This is a genomic window from Mycobacterium sp. SMC-17, assembly GCF_045310915.1.
Lineage (GTDB): Bacteria > Actinomycetota > Actinomycetes > Mycobacteriales > Mycobacteriaceae > Mycobacterium.
In genome coordinates, this window is the sequence record NZ_JBJIAK010000036.1 from 1 (window position 1) to 17,002 (window position 17,002).

At 67.7% G+C, this 17,002-nt stretch carries 14 protein-coding genes; 5 read left to right on the forward strand and 9 right to left on the reverse strand.

Features of this window, described 5'->3' with window-relative positions:
• Nucleotides 1–83 precede the first annotated feature (83 nt).
• The 5 genes from ACJH7A_RS20845 to sigC all read right to left on the reverse strand — a co-directional run bounded on the left by ACJH7A_RS20845 (nt 84) and on the right by sigC (nt 5,077).
• Entirely contained in the window at nt 84–653 is a 570-nt protein-coding gene (locus tag ACJH7A_RS20845) for a DUF5134 domain-containing protein (protein ID WP_212812084.1), read from the reverse strand.
• Nucleotides 654–681: 28 nt separating this feature from the next.
• A complete protein-coding gene (locus ACJH7A_RS20850) occupies nt 682–1,140 on the reverse strand; it encodes a hypothetical protein (protein ID WP_064858735.1) in 459 nt (152 codons plus the stop codon).
• A gap of 99 nt (nt 1,141–1,239) precedes the next feature.
• Nucleotides 1,240–2,145 carry a hypothetical protein gene (locus tag ACJH7A_RS20855; RefSeq protein WP_212812083.1) on the reverse strand — a complete coding sequence of 302 codons (906 nt, stop codon included), beginning with the start codon at nt 2,143–2,145 and terminating at the stop codon, nt 1,240–1,242.
• Nucleotides 2,146–2,212: 67 nt separating this feature from the next.
• Nucleotides 2,213–4,441 carry an EspA/EspE family type VII secretion system effector gene (locus ACJH7A_RS20860; RefSeq protein WP_406802645.1) on the reverse strand — a complete coding sequence of 743 codons (2,229 nt, stop codon included), beginning with the start codon at nt 4,439–4,441 and terminating at the stop codon, nt 2,213–2,215.
• Between the two features lie 81 nt (nt 4,442–4,522).
• Entirely contained in the window at nt 4,523–5,077 is a 555-nt protein-coding gene (gene sigC, locus ACJH7A_RS20865) for an RNA polymerase sigma factor SigC (protein ID WP_029105716.1), read from the reverse strand.
• 105 nt (nt 5,078–5,182) lie between these two features.
• Here sigC and ACJH7A_RS20870 point away from each other — a divergent pair, with 105 nt between their 5' ends.
• Entirely contained in the window at nt 5,183–7,447 is a 2,265-nt protein-coding gene (locus tag ACJH7A_RS20870) for a heavy metal translocating P-type ATPase (RefSeq protein ID WP_371824533.1), read from the forward strand.
• A 64-nt stretch (nt 7,448–7,511) separates the two neighbouring features.
• Here ACJH7A_RS20870 and ACJH7A_RS20875 read toward each other — a convergent pair whose 3' ends face one another.
• Nucleotides 7,512–9,446: a cytochrome c oxidase assembly protein gene (locus ACJH7A_RS20875; RefSeq protein WP_406802646.1), complete on the reverse strand. Its 1,935-nt coding sequence runs from the start codon at nt 9,444–9,446 to the stop codon at nt 7,512–7,514.
• Between the two features lie 113 nt (nt 9,447–9,559).
• Here ACJH7A_RS20875 and ACJH7A_RS20880 point away from each other — a divergent pair, with 113 nt between their 5' ends.
• Both ACJH7A_RS20880 and ACJH7A_RS20885 read left to right on the forward strand, forming a co-directional pair.
• Complete coding sequence (locus ACJH7A_RS20880; RefSeq protein ID WP_406802647.1) at nt 9,560–10,933, forward strand: PepSY-associated TM helix domain-containing protein; 1,374 nt, start codon at nt 9,560–9,562, stop codon at nt 10,931–10,933.
• Entirely contained in the window at nt 10,930–11,586 is a 657-nt protein-coding gene (locus tag ACJH7A_RS20885; protein WP_406775662.1) for a DUF5134 domain-containing protein, read from the forward strand. Before ACJH7A_RS20880 ends, ACJH7A_RS20885 begins: the two co-directional genes overlap by 4 nt.
• Here ACJH7A_RS20885 and ACJH7A_RS20890 read toward each other — a convergent pair.
• Nucleotides 11,583–12,296 (reverse strand): zf-HC2 domain-containing protein, encoded by a 714-nt coding sequence (locus tag ACJH7A_RS20890; protein ID WP_212812078.1) that lies wholly within the window; start codon nt 12,294–12,296, stop codon nt 11,583–11,585. The two genes, ACJH7A_RS20885 and ACJH7A_RS20890, sit on opposite strands and share 4 nt — an antisense overlap.
• Nucleotides 12,297–12,408: 112 nt before the next feature.
• On the opposite strand from ACJH7A_RS20890, the gene ACJH7A_RS20895 reads away from it, so the two are divergent.
• Complete coding sequence (locus ACJH7A_RS20895; RefSeq protein WP_020103604.1) at nt 12,409–13,794, forward strand: class II 3-deoxy-7-phosphoheptulonate synthase; 1,386 nt, start codon at nt 12,409–12,411, stop codon at nt 13,792–13,794.
• Between the two features lie 75 nt (nt 13,795–13,869).
• Here ACJH7A_RS20895 and ACJH7A_RS20900 read toward each other — a convergent pair whose 3' ends face one another.
• On the reverse strand, nt 13,870–15,111 hold the full coding sequence (locus ACJH7A_RS20900; protein ID WP_318985157.1) for a protein kinase domain-containing protein: 1,242 nt from the start codon (nt 15,109–15,111) through the stop codon (nt 13,870–13,872).
• Between ACJH7A_RS20900 and ACJH7A_RS20905 the strand changes: the two genes are divergently transcribed.
• Nucleotides 15,101–15,505: an Rv2175c family DNA-binding protein gene (locus ACJH7A_RS20905; RefSeq protein WP_406775661.1), complete on the forward strand. Its 405-nt coding sequence runs from the start codon at nt 15,101–15,103 to the stop codon at nt 15,503–15,505. The two genes, ACJH7A_RS20900 and ACJH7A_RS20905, sit on opposite strands and share 11 nt — an antisense overlap.
• Here ACJH7A_RS20905 and ACJH7A_RS20910 read toward each other — a convergent pair.
• Nucleotides 15,492–17,000 (reverse strand): alpha-(1->6)-mannopyranosyltransferase A, encoded by a 1,509-nt coding sequence (locus tag ACJH7A_RS20910; RefSeq protein ID WP_406775660.1) that lies wholly within the window; start codon nt 16,998–17,000, stop codon nt 15,492–15,494. The genes ACJH7A_RS20905 and ACJH7A_RS20910 overlap by 14 nt on opposite strands.
• Nucleotides 17,001–17,002 lie beyond the last annotated feature (2 nt).

The window sequence follows — 17,002 nt, forward strand, 5'->3', positions numbered from 1 at the left end:
GACAACCGGACCTGGCACCCCGACACGCCCCAAATCGCCACTGCGGCGGCTTGACACGGTCATTGAGAGTCCTTTCGAGAGGGTCAGACGGCCATGACGGCGAAGGCGGCGCTCATGCCGAGCGCCATGAGCAGGTCGGCGTACGGGCGCTTCGGCCCGCGCACCAGCAGGTAGAACCACCACAGCGCGGCGGCGCAGAATCCGATCGCGAGCACGATGCACACCACGGTGAACCAGCCGGGGGGAGTCACGGCGACGGCGCCGTGACCCAGGTGGGCGCTGTGGTGACCGGAGGCTTGAGCTGTCGAACCGGCCGCAGCCACCGGAACGCCCGCATTGGGCGCCATCAGCAGGCCCATCAGTGCCATCGCGGCCATCATCGTGCAGTGGTAGACGGGGTGCGGTAGCTCGAAGCCGAACAGGGCCAGGTAGGCGAAGTACAGCGCCCCGGCGGTGAACACCAGCACGTACAGCAGCGGCGACACCTGCATGCCCGCCGGCCAGAGCATCGCGATCATGCCCACCGAGGCCAGCGCATGCAGCACCCCGACGCCACGCTGTCCGGGCACCCGCCGTCCGGCACCCACGAACAGCAGCGCGGCCACCGCGAACACGGCAGTCAGCGCCCAGCGCAGGGCAGAGTCGGCGATCACGCTGTCATTGGTCGTACGAAAGGGGGCTTCAGTTCCCGGCGGGCTTGAACCGCATGTCGGGCTGGGACCGTTCCAGCGGCGTCAGCACCACACCCAGCCAGCAGACGGCCAGCACCGCGGCAGCGACGAAACCGGCCAGCGGCCACCACACCGAGACTCGCGCCGGTGACGTCTGGCACCACCAGACCGCGCCGAACCCGGCGGCCGTGGCCACGCCCGACAGGTACAGCGCCGCGCAACAAACGCGAAACCGCTTGCGCCACAGCGCCGTTGCCGATGCAATCGCGGCCAGCGTGAACAGGATGGCGACGACCTTCAGTACCCACCGATGTGATTCCGACCAGCTGACCCCGGCAGACAGCACCAGCACGACGATCGCGACGGCGGTGGGGTAGCGGCGGGCGGGACCGATCCAGACCTCGTCGAACACCCGGCGCCCGATGGCGCTCAGGGTGTGCTCGAGATCGATCGCGTGGCGGGTGGACAAGCCGAACTCCGTTCAGTCTGTAGACCAGTTTCGCAGAGTTGGTCGGACGCGCGGCAGTGTGGGTTCCGCGGTGGGTCGGCCGACGCTCTCGCCCGGGGCCTACCGCGGAGGAGCTCCTGCTCGGATCGTGCGGCTCACGCGGCCGAAATCATCGATCGCTGCGCGCTGATCCGGAATACGACTGGTGAATGCGGAGATCATGGCGGAGTACTCCGCCCAAGCCGCTTCACCGAACTGCAGCCGGACCTGTGATGGTGACATCAATTCGCTGTTGTTCGTGAAGTACTTGGGCGAGATGTCGGCATTCGGTCCGGTCGCCGTCGCGCGGGCGAAGAGGTAGTTCAGTTCGGTTTCTTCGATTCCCTGGGACCAGCCGGAGTTCGGGTCAACGGAGCGCACACCGGCTGTCGCGGCAAGTGCGGTCAGGCGCGCGACGGCCGCCACAGGCTCGCTCAGCGCTTTCGATGCGCCCGGCTGACGCCGGATGACTTCAGACAAGCTGTCCTGATACCTGGCTACCTGCCGGTCGATCGCCTGCCCGAGTATCAATGAGCTTGTCGGGTCGCTGGCGAGGACCGCAAGCAAACTGCGAGTTTTGGGCATTGCGCTGTCGAGTGCATCCAGCGGTGGAAACTGGGGTGTCAGTTGATCCTCGGTGACCAGGCTTCCGAGGTACGGGACGATAGCCAGCGTGTAGCTCTGAGTGAGGCCTGGGTTTTCGTTGCCCAGCTGCTCGAGAGAATCCGAATTGGCGGCGAGGTAGGTCGCAATGGTGTGAGCCGTCTCGGCCGCGAGTGCCCGGTCATCAGGGTTGGGTCCGGTTGCGGCCGCGGGTATCCATTGGAACCAAGCGGTGACGCGATTGGATTGATCGCCCCATTTGTATGTGGAGACTGATTTCAGGAACTTTTGCCCGGCCGGGCCGGGGGCGATCTGGTGTATGGATTTCGGGTCGGAATCCCCGGGCAGGTCCGGTGCGGACGGCGGATGAGAACACCCAGGCACGAATACGAGGGTTGCGAATACTGCCGCAAACCACCGATGACCGTAGCGAACATTTAGCAAGTGATTGCTACTTCCTGGCGGGAGGGATTTGATCCAACGGTGCGTGGTAATTCTTGCCGAAATTTATAATCGACGAATCGAGAGAACGTTGTTGATTCGCGAAGTAGCGTTCTAGCGCGGCAGAATAATCGGACCATCCGGCTTCTCCGTATTTCGCTCGAACTTCGGCAGGCGTCATCAACACTCCGGAACCGTTGTTGGTGAAGTACTCGGGCCCGATGTCAGCATTCGGTGTGTGTACCAGCTGAGCTGCGACTGTGTATGCGACTTGGGTGGACGCGTTCCCCAATCCCTGGCTGCCGCTTGGGGTGTCAATGTCAGGGGTGGAGTAGTCCCCGGGGAAACTGTCGATTTTCGGCTCTTTACCGATCATCGCGTCTTGGAAAGCCGAATGCGCGCGGTCGAACCCCGGAAGGTTCTCGCCAACCACGTCCCAAGCCAACTTCTTCATCTCCCACGCGTCATGTGCGCGGTCAAATGCACTTGCCTGGGTATTGTTGCCGTGCTGCTGTACTTCCATGAAAACTCCGGCATCAACGAGGCCGATTAGTCGACCCGCTCTGTCGAGGTCGGCTCGATGGGGGCTTGTACCGGTAATATTCGGATCCGTTTTTGCGGCTTCGGCGAATGATTTTTCGTAGTCCATGGCAGTTTTGTACGCATGGGCATTGAATTCTTTGGCTGCGTCGGGATTCGAGTCCATTACCGCGAACAGTGATCGGGTGTTATGTAGATTGCTGCCGAGTTGGTCCAGTGGTTCGAAGCCATGCTTATTCTCGCCTACCATGTCGGACTGGTAGGGCAGGAGTCCATGAGCCATGCTCTGTACCAACTTTGGATCCATCTCGCCGAGGCTGTGGTGACCGGGAAGATTGAGTAACTCTCCACCATGCACGCCGACGTAGTTGGCGTAGGCGTGGGCAGTTTTGGCGGCAATATCGGAATTCGGACCATTCGCCTCCTCGTTTGTCCAACTGAACAACGATCCCGCCGCAGCACCGTTGTCCTTCCAGGCATGAGTGGTGATGTCGTGGATGAAATCGTTGCCTTTGTTGCTGGTGACGAGGTCGGATACCGCAGTATGGTCGCGGCCCGCCGACTCGAAAATGCTGGAAACCGCGGGATCGATCCATGGGTCACGTTCACCCTCGCCCTTGACGCTCGCCGGGTCGTGCTCCCAAATGGGGGTATCCATTATTCGATCGGCTTTGTTGAGCATTTCCCGATCCAAACTGGTTCCCGCTTGTAGCGAGGAATTGCCATCCTTGACAATTCCCGAAATATCGTGCATTTGGTCTATATATTCTGCGCCAGGCGATTTTATCGCTGTCTGTACGCTTTGTGGAAGATTGTTAAATCCACCCTTCGTCATATCGTTCGGGTTGTCGAGGTCGCCCGGGTGTAGTGGAGTCTTCGGGAACTGCACCTTGTCGTTGCTCATCAATTGCCAGGAATTGGCGATGATGCCCTTTTGGTCGCCGAGGCGTTGTTCTGCGGCCTTGAGATCTTTGATGCTCATGCCGTTCTGCTGAGCCTGCATCTGACTGAGATACGAGCCTTGTTCGGGACTCAGCGGCTGTCCTGGCTTGATCGTGTCGAGTACATCACCGACCCGCTTCGCAGCTTTCTGGTCGCCGGCCAGCGCGTCATGCACATCTTTTTCCGCTCTCCGGCGAGCGTCGTCATCCTTCTCGCCCGTGAGTTTGTCGACGCCATCTTTGTCGCCGGGGCCTTTATCCTTCGGATCGCCGCCTAGCTCGTCCCAACCGGCTTTGAGGATATCTACTCGCCCCGCGATAGACGCCATTTCATTGTGCGTGCGTCGAATAATCTCGGAGATCTCGCTGCTGCCTTTAGAAACCACCGAGAACAGCTGTGCGTCTCCAGCGGCGGTTTTTGGCAAACCGGCGGCCGCATCGTTCACCCATTGGCGTACTGCGTCTAATTGTCGCCGACCTGCTAACACGGCATCGGCCGAGCGGGTGATCTCCACACCCATTTTCTGATCGAGTTCGGCCATGCGGCCGAACTTACGGGCGCGGGCGTCGTTGGCGTCGGCGTACGCATCGGACGCTGAGCCGGTCCAGTGAGAACCCGGCGCAGCCGACTGAGTTTGAGATTGGAGGTCGCGGAATTGGGAGCTCTTGTCGTATCCGCTGCCGTCCACCGGGACGCCCTCACCGAACGTAGCCCGCGTTTGGCCCCAAATCGCATTGAAGGCATCCAATGCACCCACAGCAGTTGACCTCCCCGCACTGTTGTGGGGTTCAGTCTATGGCGCCCTACGTCAGGTCAGGCCCGCCAATTTCGCAGCGACTCAGCCCGCGCTCTGGTCCTGATTCCCCGCCCGCAGCAGATCGTCGCGGGCCCGGGCGACCCGGGAGCGGATGGTGCCGACGGGGCAGCCACAGATTTCGGCGGCCTCGGCGTAGGACAGGCCCAGCACCTGGGTCAGCAGCAGCGCTTCCCGGCGGTCGGCGTCGACGCCGTCGAGCAGCATGCGGATTTCGACGATGTCCTCGAACCGGGCGGTCGGCTGGTGCATGTCGATGACGGTCTCGGGCTCGATGGCGGCGCTGCTGCGCGGCCGGCACTGCTTGCGCCGGATGTGGTCGACGACGACGCGGCGCGCGATCGACAACAGCCAGGTGCGGGCCGTCGACCGGCCGCGGAACCGGGGCAGCGAGCCGAGGGCGCGCAGGTAGGTCTCCTGCGTCAGATCGTCGGCGCTGCCGGGCTCGTCGAGGTAGGCGACAGTGCGCCAGACATCGCGCTGGGTAGCCTTGATGAACTGCTCCAATGCGGCGCGATCGCCCCGGCCGGCCGCCAATGCGAGGCGGGTCACCTCGTCGTCGTCGCCGCGGCTGTTCACAGGCCGACCATATGCGACGGTTGCCGGGAACTCACAGCCGGGCACGTCCGACCATTGATTTGGTAGCCCGCACAGCGCAGGACACGACCGGGGGACAATAGGAGGATGATGACGGCCAGCACAGCGGTCGGCAGCGCGGTCGACGCTGCCGCAGCTGCCGACGACAGTGCGGCCGCGCGCCGGGTGCAGCTCGACGTGACCGGCATGACGTGCGGCGCCTGCTCCGCGCGAGTCGAGCGGACGCTCAACAAGATGCCGGGTGTCCGCGCCTCGGTGAACTTCGGCACCCGCGTGGCCACGGTCGACGCCCTTCCCGAGATCGCCGATTCCGAGCTGTGCGACGCGATCCGCAAGGCCGGTTACGACGCCGAGCCCCGCTCCGGCGTGATCGCCGGCGACCGCGACGACGAGGATCTGTCGCACGCCCACTACCTGCTGCGCCGCCTGCTGGTGGCCGCGGTGCTGTTCGTTCCGCTCGCCGATCTGTCGGTGATGTTCGCCGTCGTCCCCAGCACCCGTTTCACCGGTTGGCAGTGGGTGCTCACGGCGCTGGCGCTGCCGGTCGTGACGTGGGCCGCCTGGCCGTTCCACCGCGTCGCGTTGCGCAATGCCCGCAATCGTGCGGTCTCCATGGAGACCCTGATCTCGGTCGGCGTGTCCGCGGCCACGGTCTGGTCGCTCTACACGGTCTTCTTCGGACACCACGCCACCGAGGCCACCGGCATCTGGCAGGCCCTCGTCGGCAGCGACGCGATCTACTTCGAGGTCGCCGCCGGCGTCACGGTGTTCGTGCTGGCGGGCCGTTACTTCGAGGCCCGCGCCAAGTCCAAGGCAGGCAGTGCGTTGCGCGCGCTCGCGGCCCTCAGCGCGAAGAACGTCACGGTCCTGCTCGCCGACGGCACCGAAATGGTGATCCCGGCCGAGGAGCTCGCCGAGCAACAGAAGTTCGTGGTGCGCCCCGGTCAGACCATCGCGGCCGACGGACTCGTGGTCGAGGGCTCGGCCGCCGTCGACACCAGCGTGATGACGGGCGAGGCCAAGCCGGTGCGCGCGACGCCCGGCAGCAGCGTCATCGGCGGCACGATCGTGCTCGACGGACGCCTGATCGTCGAGGCCGCCGCGGTCGGCGCCGACACCCAGTTCGCCGGCATGGTGCGACTGGTCGAGGAAGCGCAGGCGCAGAAGGCCGAGTCGCAGCGCCTCGCCGACCGCATCGCCTCGGTGTTCGTGCCGTGCGTCTTCGCCATCGCCGCGCTGACCGCGCTGGGCTGGGCGCTGGCCGGGGCCGGCCCCGACAAGGTTTACGCGTCCGCGCTGGCGGTTCTGGTCATCGCGTGCCCGTGCGCGCTGGGCCTGGCCACGCCGACGGCGATGATGGTGGCGTCCGGACGCGGCGCCCAGCTCGGCATCTTTCTCAAAGGGCACCGCTCGCTCGAGGCGATCCGGGCCGTCGACACCGTCGTCTTCGACAAGACGGGCACCCTGACCACCGGGCACCTGGCCGTCACCGCGGTCACGGCTGCCGACGGCTGGGAGTCCGACGACGTGCTGGCCCTCGCCGCGGCGGTGGAGTCGGCGTCCGAACACGCGGTCGCGGTGGCCATCACCACGTCGGCGCCCGAGCATGCGGAAGTCGTTGATTTCCAGGCTGTTCCCGGTCGCGGCGTCGTCGGCACCGTGGGGGAGCGCGAGGTGCGCATCGGCAAGCCGGCCTGGGCGGCCGGCCGGGCCGCGGTGCCCGCGGCCCTCGCGGAAGCCCGGCGCGGCGCGGAATCCCGCGGCGAGACAGTGGTTTTCGTGGCCGTCGACGACGAGCTGTGCGGTGCCATCGCGGTCGCTGACGCGGTGCGCGAATCGGCGGCGGGTGCCATCGCGGCACTGCACGAACGTGGGCTGAAGACCATCCTGCTGACCGGCGACAACCCGGCGGCCGCCGCCGCGGTGGGTGCCGCGGTGGGGATCGACGACGTCATCGCCGATGTGCTGCCGGACGGCAAGGTCGACGTCATCCAGCAGCTGCGCGACCGCGGCCGCATGGTCGCGATGGTCGGTGACGGTATCAACGACGGCCCGGCGCTGGCCTGCTCGGATCTGGGCCTGGCCATCGGCCGCGGCACGGACGTCGCGATCGGCGCCGCCGACATCATCCTCGTCCGCGACAGCCTGGATTCGGTGCCGCAGGCCCTGGACCTGGCCAAGGCGACCATGCGCACCATCCAGTTGAACCTGGTGTGGGCCTTCGGCTACAACATCGCCGCCATCCCGGTGGCCGCCGCCGGGCTGCTGAACCCGCTGATCGCCGGCGCGGCGATGGCCTTCTCGTCGTTCTTCGTGGTGTCGAACAGCCTGCGCCTGCGCAACTTCAAGTGATTTGTGCACGATTTTCCGCGCGTGACGCGGAAAATCGTGCACAAATCACTGGTTGACGTCGGGGTTACTGCTGACCGCGCTGGCGCGCCAGCTCGCGCAGCATCGCGTTGTAGGCATCCAGGTCGTCGTCGGCATAGTCCGCGTCGGCGTGCCGGTCGGCGCGGGAGGCGGCGCGGCGATCCTGCCGCGCCCACTGTGCCACCAGGGCGATGACCACCAGGATCACGGGCAGTTCGCTCGAACCCCACGCGATGGCGCCGCCGAGGTGCTGGTCGGCGCCGATGCTCGAGAGCCACGGCAGGCCGACGAACTTGTAGAACGGTCCGCCGATGGTGTCGGTCATGGTCATGGTCGCGATGCCGAAGAACGCGTGAAAAGGCATCACCGCGAACAACAATCCGAGCCGGCCGAGGAACGGCAGGCGCTTGGGGCCCGGGTCGATGCCGATGATGCCCCAGTAGAAGAGGTAGCCGACCAGCAGGAAGTGCACGCTCATCAACTCGTGGCCCCAGTGGTAGCGGACGAGCGTGTTGAAGATCGGGGTGAAGTACACCGCGTACAGCGACGCGACGAACAGCACGAACGCCACGATCGGATTCGACAGAGCGGCGGTGACTTTCGAGTGCACGAGCCACAGGATCCATTCGCGGGGTCCGGGCGGGGCGCCCTCGCCGGCCGGGGGCAGGGCGCGTAGCGCCAGGGTCACCGGGCCGCCCAGCACCAGGAGCACCGGGACGAACATGTTGAGCGTCATGTGCTCGCCCATGTGGACGCTGAACATCGCCGAGCCGTAGGCCCGCACACCCGAGCTACTGGTGAAAAGCAGTGCCGCGCAGCCGATCAGCCACGCGAGCAACCGGCCCACCGGCCACTCGTCGCCGCGGCGCCGCAGCTTCAGGTAGGCGTAGAGATAGGCGCCGGCAAGCACCAGCGCACCGATGCCGATGAACGTGTCGAACCGCCAGACCGTCAGCAGCCGAACCACATTCGGCGGGTCGGGCAGCTCGTAGCCGAGGAAGACGTCCCAGGTCGTGTACTTGTGGTGCAGCAGGCGCGGCGCGGTTTGCACCGCCATCGCGGACACCGCGGCGAGCGCCGTGAGCGCGGGCAGGCAGGTCGCCAGCCGGGACGGCTTGGCGCGGCGCAGCGCCGCGGCATCGGTGATCCACGACGCCGCCAGCGCGATCGCCGCGACGATGGCCCACCGTCCGTAATCGCTGCCCGTCAGTCCGGGCGGGCCGAGTTGTTCGGCCAGCAGCAGCACGCCGTAGATCAGGGCCGCGGTGCCGCAGGCCACCTGGATGATCAGCACGCGCCGGTAGAGGTCGGCGGCCGGCGGGCTGATGACGGCCGCGATCTTGGTACCGGCCAGCACGGCCAGCGCCACCGCGAACACGATGACCGCGCTGGTCGTGTAGTCGTGGTCCGGCCCTTCGCTGGCATTGCCGGTCACCGGCAGCGCCAGGACGCCGATCACGCTCGGGAGCAACAGCACGACCATGGCGATCCACCGCACGCTGAACCGCAGCGTCAGCGCCACGAGGGCGGCGCACAGGGTGGCGGCGATCCAGCCACGGGCCATCTCGGACGCGCCGATGGCCTCACCCAGCCGGCCGCTCTCGACCAGCCGCAGGGCCGGCGCGCCGGCGTCGGTCGCTGCCTGCACCACCACCATGAACGCCGCGGCGACCAGCCAGACCAGCGAAACCCGTTCCAGCACAAGGTGGATGCGGTAAGTGGGCGGGTCGATGACGCCCTTGGAGTCGGGCCGGGCGGTGGTCACGATGTACAGCAGGCCGCCGAGGCAGATCGCGGCGGCGAGGACGGCCGTGAAGTAGCCGACCGGTTCGGCCACAGCGGTGAACGTGCCGGGGTAGCTGTCGCCGGTCGCGACGAAGCGCTGGTCGCTCGAGATGAGTGCGTAGGTGACCAAGGCGGCGACCGCGGCCAGATAACCCAACAGCGGCAGCGTGATCCTGCCCGCCCGGTCCGAGCCCATCGAAATACCGGCCTTCCACCTGAAGAACTGATCACGCCCAGTCTACGACCAGGTGTCGTAGAAATTTTCCGGGCGCAGGAACTCCTGGCGCCGCGGGCCGACCAATACAAGTTGTGAGTCACACCCAACTGCCCGAATCGGACGTTGCCGTCGCGTCCGATCCGTCGGCGTGGAAGCGCTTCCGCCCGGCATTGCTGCGGCTGCACTTCTACGCCGGCCTGTTCGTCGCGCCGTTCATCCTGATCGCCGCCGTCACCGGGCTGCTGTACGCGGTGATACCGCAGATCGACAGTGCCGTGTACCGGCACGAGCTCACCGTCGACCACGTCGGCGACCGGCAGCTGCCGCTGACCGCCCAGCTGTCGGCCGTCCGTGCCGCGCACCCGGAGGGCACCGTCACCAGCATCCGGCCGCCGGCCGCGCCGGACGAGACGACGCAGGTGACGCTCGCGGTCGACGACGTCCCCGCCGACTACGCGCGCACGGTGTTCGTCGACCCGTATACGGGCGCGGTCCGCGGCGCCCTGACCACCTACGGCCAGTGGCTGCCGGTGCGGGCCTGGTTCGACGAACTGCACCGCAACCTGCACCTCGGGGCCTTCGGCCGGAACTACAGCGAGCTGGCGGCCAGTTGGTCGTGGGTGATCGCCGGTGTGGGTCTGCTGCTGTGGATCGGGCACAACCGGGGACAGCCGCGGCGGCTCGTCGTCCCGGATGTGCGGGCGACCGGGCGACGTCGGCTGCTGTCGTGGCACGGCACCCTCGGGGTCTGGATTCTCGCGGCGGTCGCGCTGCTGGCGGTGTCGGGCATGACGTGGTCGCGGTTCGCGGGGGAGAACGTGGCCCAGTTGCGGACGCAGCTGAGCTGGACCAGCCCGTCCGTCGACACCGCACTGCCGGGGCAGGCCGCCGGCGCGACGCTCGATGAGGCCACCGCGCTGCGCGGCGCCGACGCGGCGCTGCAGGTCGCCCACGATGCCCACCTGCGGACACCGATGTGGATGTATCCGCCGACGACGGCCGGCCAGGGCTGGCAGGTCGCCGAACGCAAGCGTGACTGGCCGACGCAGTACGACGCGATCGTCGTCGACCCCACCACGAACGCCGTGACGGCGCGCCTCGACTTCGCCGAGTGGCCGCTGATGGCCAAGATGACCGACTGGGTCATCGACCTGCACATGGGCGTGCTGTTCGGCTTGGTCAATCAGCTGGCGCTGATCGCGGTCGCTCTCGCCATGATCGTCGGGATCGTGCTGGGATACCGGATGTGGTGGCGACGGCGGCCGACCCGCGGCGCCGGTTTCACCCTGCCGACCGGGCAACGGCGCGGTGCGCTGTCGGCGCTGCGGCCCTACGAGGCGGCGCTGCTGGTGCTGGTTCTCGCCGGTGTCGGGTGCTTCGCCCCGTTGTTCGGCCTCACGCTGGCCCTGTTCGTCATGGTCGACGTGGCACTGGGCTGGCGCCGCCGGCGGCAGGCGACGCGGTGATCGCGGACATCTGGCTCCGGTTGCTCGTCACCGGGCTGTTCCTGTTCAGCGCGGCCCAGTGCGTCTACGCCCTCGTCACGGCCCGCGAGAACCGGACGTGGGCCGACCAGACCAGCCGCGCGCTGCACCTGGTGATGGCCGTGGCGATGCTCGTCATGGCGTGGCCGGCCGGGATGGGCGTGCCCAACCGGCCGCCGCTGGTGTTCTTCCTGCTGGCGGCCGGCTGGTTCGCGGTCCTCTTGGTGGTGCGCTCCGGCCATCGGGTGGCCGACGGCTATCACGCGGTGATGATGCTGGCGATGGCGTGGATGTACGCCGTGATGGACGGGCGGGTGCTGCCCGGTCAGTGCGCCGGGACCGCGGCCGAGGCGTCGCAGTCGGCGTCGTCGATGCCGTCCATGCCGGGCATGGACATGTCCGGGACGCCGGCGCATGCGGGCCCGATGGGCGGCTGCGGGCACCCGTCGGCGTGGGTCGACGCCGTGAACTGGGTGGTCACCGCGTTGTTCGGGGCCGCTGCGTTGTGGTGGGCCATCCGCTACTTCACGGTGCGGCAGGAGCCCCCCGACGCCCCGGCCCGCCTGTGGTTCGCCGTGGCGTGCCAGGTCATGGCGGCGGCCGGCATGGCGATCATGTTCGCCGTGATGATCTAGGCCGCATTGCCGTCGGTGGGCCACAGGTGGCCCCGGCGGCGGCCGCGGGAGGCGTTGTCCGGCAGCGTGATGTCGTCGAGCGTGGGTGCCGCGTCGCGGTCCGGCCGCGGCGGCTCGCCGGCATGGCGGCGCCACACCAGCACCGTCAGCACCACCCCGGCCAGCGCCGGCAGATGGCTCAGCATGCGGACCGCACCGACTGCTCCGGTCAGTCCGTCGACGACGACGTAGCCGGTGAGCACGAGGGTGAACACGCCGCCGACGATCGCCAGGCCCATCGCCGCGGTCGGGCGGGCGGCGGCGACCAACATGCCGACGCCGAGTGCGACGGACCACGCCGTCGACTCGTTGACCACATGTCCGCCCGCGGCATGCCCGACGTGCACGCCGATGCTGACGCCCGCCGCCTGCAGCACGGCCAGGACGATCTGGATGGCGCCCACCACCGCGAGGCCGATGCGCAGCCAGTCGAGGCCGGGGCGGGTTTCGGGGAGCGCGGTCTGCGAGACCGTGTCGGCCACGGCGGTGATCCGGGTGCGGTCGGCGGCGATCAGCCCGCGCAGCAGCTGCATCTGGCTGTCCAGCTCGTCCTGCCACTGCCGGCACTCGGGGCAGGACGCCAGGTGCTCGTCGACGCGGCGCGCGGGGACGGGTTCGTGCTCGCCGTCCATCCGCGCGGACAGCGCCTCCCGGGCAATCTCGCACTCCACATCGTCAATAGTCGCGCACCGGGCCCGGTTTTCTCCCGGCAGTCCCGAATCCGTAGATCGGTGCCGTTTTGGTGGGTAAATAGTCGCTGGTCGGCGCCGGTACCATAGACACGTGAACTGGACCGTCGACGTACCCATCGACCAGCTGCCCGAGCTGCCCCCGCTGCCCGAGGACCTGCGCACGCGCCTTGCCGACGCGCTGTCCCGTCCGGCCGCGCAGCAGCCCAGCTGGCCTGCGGACCAGGCTGCTGCGATGCGCAAGGTGCTCGAGAGCGTGCCGCCCATCACCGTGCCGTCCGAGATCGAGAAGCTCAAGCTGCAGCTGGCCGACGTGGCGCAGGGCAAGGCGTTCCTGCTGCAGGGCGGTGACTGCGCCGAGACGTTCGTCGACAACACCGAGCCGCACATCCGGGCCAACATCCGGACCCTGCTGCAGATGGCCGTCGTGCTGACGTACGGCGCCAGCATGCCGGTGGTCAAGGTGGCCCGCATCGCGGGGCAGTACGCCAAGCCGCGTTCGTCGGACACCGACTCGCTGGGCCTGACGTCCTACCGCGGCGACATGGTCAACGGTTTCGACCCGGATCCCGCGGTGCGCGTGCACGACGCGTCGCGCCTGGTGCGGGCCTACGCCAACGCGAGCGCCGCGATGAACCTGGTGCGGGCGCTGACCTCGTCGGGCCTGGCGTCGCTGCAGCAGGTGCACGAGTGGAACCGTGAGTTCGTGCGGACCTCGCCGGCGGGTGCCCGGTACGAGGCGCTGGCGGCCGAGATCGACCGCGGCCTGAACTTCATGACGGCCTGCGGCGTCAACGACCGCAACCTGCAGACCGCCGAGATCTACGCCAGCCACGAGGCCCTGGTGCTCGACTACGAGCGCGCGATGCTGCGGCTGTCCACCGAGTTCGACGAGCCGCGCCTGTACGACCTGTCGGCGCACTACGTCTGGATCGGCGAGCGCACCCGTCAGCTCGACCACGCGCACATCGCGTTCGTCGAGACCATCGCCAACCCGATTGGCATCAAGATCGGCCCGACGACGACGCCCGAGATGGCGGTCGAGTACGTGGAACGCCTTGACCCGCACAACATTCCGGGCCGGCTCACGCTGGTCAGTCGAATGGGCAACGGCAAGGTGCGCGACGTGCTGCCGGGCATCATCCAGAAGGTGGAGGCCTCCGGCCACCAGGTCATCTGGCAGTGCGACCCCATGCACGGCAACACCCACGAGAGCTCGACGGGCTACAAGACCCGCCACTTCGACCGCATCGTCGACGAGGTGCAGGGCTTCTTCGAGGTGCACCGCGCGCTGGGCACCCACCCGGGCGGCATCCACGTCGAGATCACCGGCGAGAACGTCACCGAATGCCTTGGTGGCGCGCAGGATATCTCCGACGACGACCTGGCCGGCCGCTACGAGACGGCCTGCGACCCGCGCCTGAACACCCAGCAGAGCCTGGAGTTGGCGTTCCTCGTCGCGGAGATGCTGCGCGACTAGCTGCACCCCGCCGAATGGCCACCCGGCGCATGGTTTTCACCCGAAACCCGTGCGGCAGGTGGCCATTCGGCGTTTCTAGAACAGCCCGTCGATGTTGGTGCCGAGGGTCCACGCGCCGGCGGCGACCAACGCGGTCAGCGTCAGCACCGCGATGAGCCAGAACAGCACGGCGCGCCGCGACCGCTGCCGCGCCCAGGCGAAGTCGTCGAGGTCGATCCCGGCGAATTGTTTTGTCACCACCGGTGATTCGAGCAGTGCGGGGTCCATCGCGGGGTCCATCGTGAACTGCAGGGTGTGCTGCGGTGCCGGCTTCGGGGCTGCCGCCCGGCCCGTCGCGACCGTGGTGCGCTCGGCCCGGCCGCGCTGTGCGGCCGCCGCGGTGTGTTGCGCCGAGTTCGTCGGTGCCGGCACCCGGAATTCGGGCAGACCGAGGTCGGTGACGATCGCGGCGAGTTCGGCCGCCATGTCGCCGGCATCCAGGTAGCGGTCGTCGGCCAGGCGGGCCGTCGCGCAGGCCACCAGGTCGTCGAATTGCTTTGGCACACCGGCGATTGCCGAACTCGGCGGCGGCACGTCCTGGTCCAGCCGCTGATAGGCGACGCTGAGCGGATTGTCGCCGGTGAACGGCGTGGTGCCGGTCAGCAGCTCGTAGGCCAGGATGCCGACGGAGTAGACGTCGCTGCGCGGATCGGCGTCGCCGGTGCTGACCTGTTCGGGGGAGAGGTACGCCGCGGTGCCGAGGATGACGCTCGTCGACGTGATCTTGGCCTCAGCGACGGCACGCACGAGCCCGAAGTCGGCGATCTTGACCTCACCGCTGTCGGAGATCAGGACGTTCTCTGGCTTGATGTCGCGGTGCACCAGGCCGGCCTCGTGAGCCACTGCCAGGCCGTCGAGCATCGGAGCCAGCACGGCCGCCACGGCGTGCGGCGGCATCGGGCCACGCTCGCGCAGCAACTCGCGCAGCGTTCCGCCCTCGACGAGTTCCATGACCAGGAACGGGTGCCGGCCGTCGAATCCCTGGTCGTAAACCGCCACCAGCCCAGGGCTTTTCAGGCCGGCGGCGGCGCGGGCCTCGCGCTGGAAGCGCGTCAGGAACTGCTGATCGCCGGAGTACCGCGAATCCATGACCTTGAGTGCCACCAGGCGGTCGAGCCGGGTGTCCAGGCCGCGGTACACCGTGGACATGCCGCCACTGGCGATCGGTGCATCCACGCGGTATCGCCCGTCCAGCACCGCACCGATAAGTGGGTCCGGTTGTCGGGATGGCTGCACCTGGCAATCGTACGGCTCTAGAATCTCCTGGGTGAGCAGCATTCCGGCCGCCGAGGACGTTATCGATCCCGATGAAGCGGTCTACGACCTTCCCACAGTGGCATCGATGCTGGGTATCCCGGTGACCAAGGTGCACCAGCAGCTGCGGGACGGACACCTCCTCGGAGTGCGCCGGAACGGTGCCATCGTGGTGCCCAAGATCTTCTTCGACGCCAAAGGGCACGTGGTCAAGCAGCTGCCGGGCCTGCTCGTCGTGCTGCGCGACGGTGGCTACCACGAAACCGACATCGTGCGGTGGCTGTTCACCGCCGACGAGTCGCTGACGCTGACGCGCGACGGCACCACCGAGCGCGTCGTCAACGCGCGTCCGGTCGACGCGCTGCATTCGCACCAGGCCAGGGAAGTGCTGCGGCGCGCCCAGGCTATGGCGTACTAGCCGGCTCGGCAGCCGTCGTCTTCGGCTCCGGCGCGTGGGCCAGTGAGTACCACGCGGCCACAGCGCATCCCGTCGCCAGGATGACGTGCAGCCACGAGTACATGCCGTGCGATCCGTCGGGTTTGAAGATCACCATGATCCAGGTCGAGAACCCGGCGATCGCGGCGACGGCCGAGCGGCTCTGCGCCAGCGCCGAGACGATCGCCAGCGGCCAGGTGTAGTACCAGGGCAGCGCGGCGGGCACGAACAGCACCACGACGGCCATCACCAGCGCGATGCCGATCAGCGCTTCCCGGTCGGTGTGCCGGAATCGCCACCACAGCAAGGGCAGTGAGATCGCGATGATCGCGATACCGATGATGCGGGTGACGTCCAGCACCGCGTAGAAGCTGACGGTGGTGAACAGTCCGCCGATGGCGTGGATCAGGTTGGCCACGGCCGTCGGGATGGTCAGCCAGTTGACGATCTTGACCGAACCGGCCAGTGCCGTAAGCCAGCCGAGCCCGACGCCGGCCGCCACCGTCACCACGGCGAACACGACGGTGAAGATCGCGCCCGACGCCGCGGTGGCCGCCAGCCACGCGCGGACCTGGCCCCACGGGTGCCGTTCGCGCAACTGGCGCATCCAGACCCACACCATGAACGGAAGTGCCAGTCCCGCGGTCGCTTTCACCGCCACCGCGAGGGCGATCACGCTGACGCCGGCGATCGGATGCCGTTCGAAGGTCAGCGCGATGGCGGCCATCATCAGGCCGACCATCAGCATCTCGTTGTGGACGCCACCCATGAGATGGATGATCACCAGCGGGTTGAGGACGCAAATCCACAGGGCGGCAGCGCTGTTGGCGCCGACGTGGCGGGCCACTCGGGGCGCCGCCCAGATCAGCATGACCAGGCCGGGCAGCATGCACAGCCGCAGCAGCATGGTGCCCTCGACGACGTGGTCGCCGACGATCATGGTGACGAACTTGGCCACCAGGATGAAGGCCGGTCCATAGGGCGCGGTGGTGGTGGTCCAGATGGGACTCACGTTGTCCAGCAACGAGTTCGGGTTGTCGACCGGGCCGACGAGGTAGGGATCGAGGCCGTCGCGCAGCAGCGCGCCCTGCGCCAGGTAGGAGTAGGTGTCACGGCTGAACACCGGCACGCTCAGCAGCAGCGGCGCCAGCCAGAAGCCGGTCGTCGCGATCATGGTGTAGTCGGTGGCGGTGCGGTCCACGACGCGCCGGCCCAGCGCCAGCCAGGCGATCAGCATCAGGGCCACGCCGGTCCACAGCAGGATCGACGACAGCACCAGCCCGTGGCCGAACCGGAACCACGACAGGTGCATCGATTCCAGCAGGGGATCGTGCTGCCGGGTGCTGCCGGCGCCCAGGCCGCCCAGGGCGATCAGGATGGCGCCGGCGAAGCCGAGCAGCGCGGGGCGGCCCTCGTCGGATCGCCCGAACACGGTGAGCCGGGCCAGCGCCCCTGGAGCAGTGGTCGAGGTCGACATCG

Excerpts from the sequence above, each read along its gene's own strand:
- ACJH7A_RS20875 (WP_406802646.1), bottom strand. The coding sequence starts at position 9,446 with ATGGGCTCGGACCGGGCGGGCAGGATCACGCTGCCGCTGTTGGGTTAT.
- ACJH7A_RS20870 (WP_371824533.1), top strand. The coding sequence starts at position 5,183 with ATGATGACGGCCAGCACAGCGGTCGGCAGCGCGGTCGACGCTGCCGCA.
- ACJH7A_RS20910 (WP_406775660.1), bottom strand. The coding sequence starts at position 17,000 with ATGTCGACCTCGACCACTGCTCCAGGGGCGCTGGCCCGGCTCACCGTG.
- ACJH7A_RS20900 (WP_318985157.1), bottom strand. The coding sequence starts at position 15,111 with ATGCTGCTCACCCAGGAGATTCTAGAGCCGTACGATTGCCAGGTGCAG.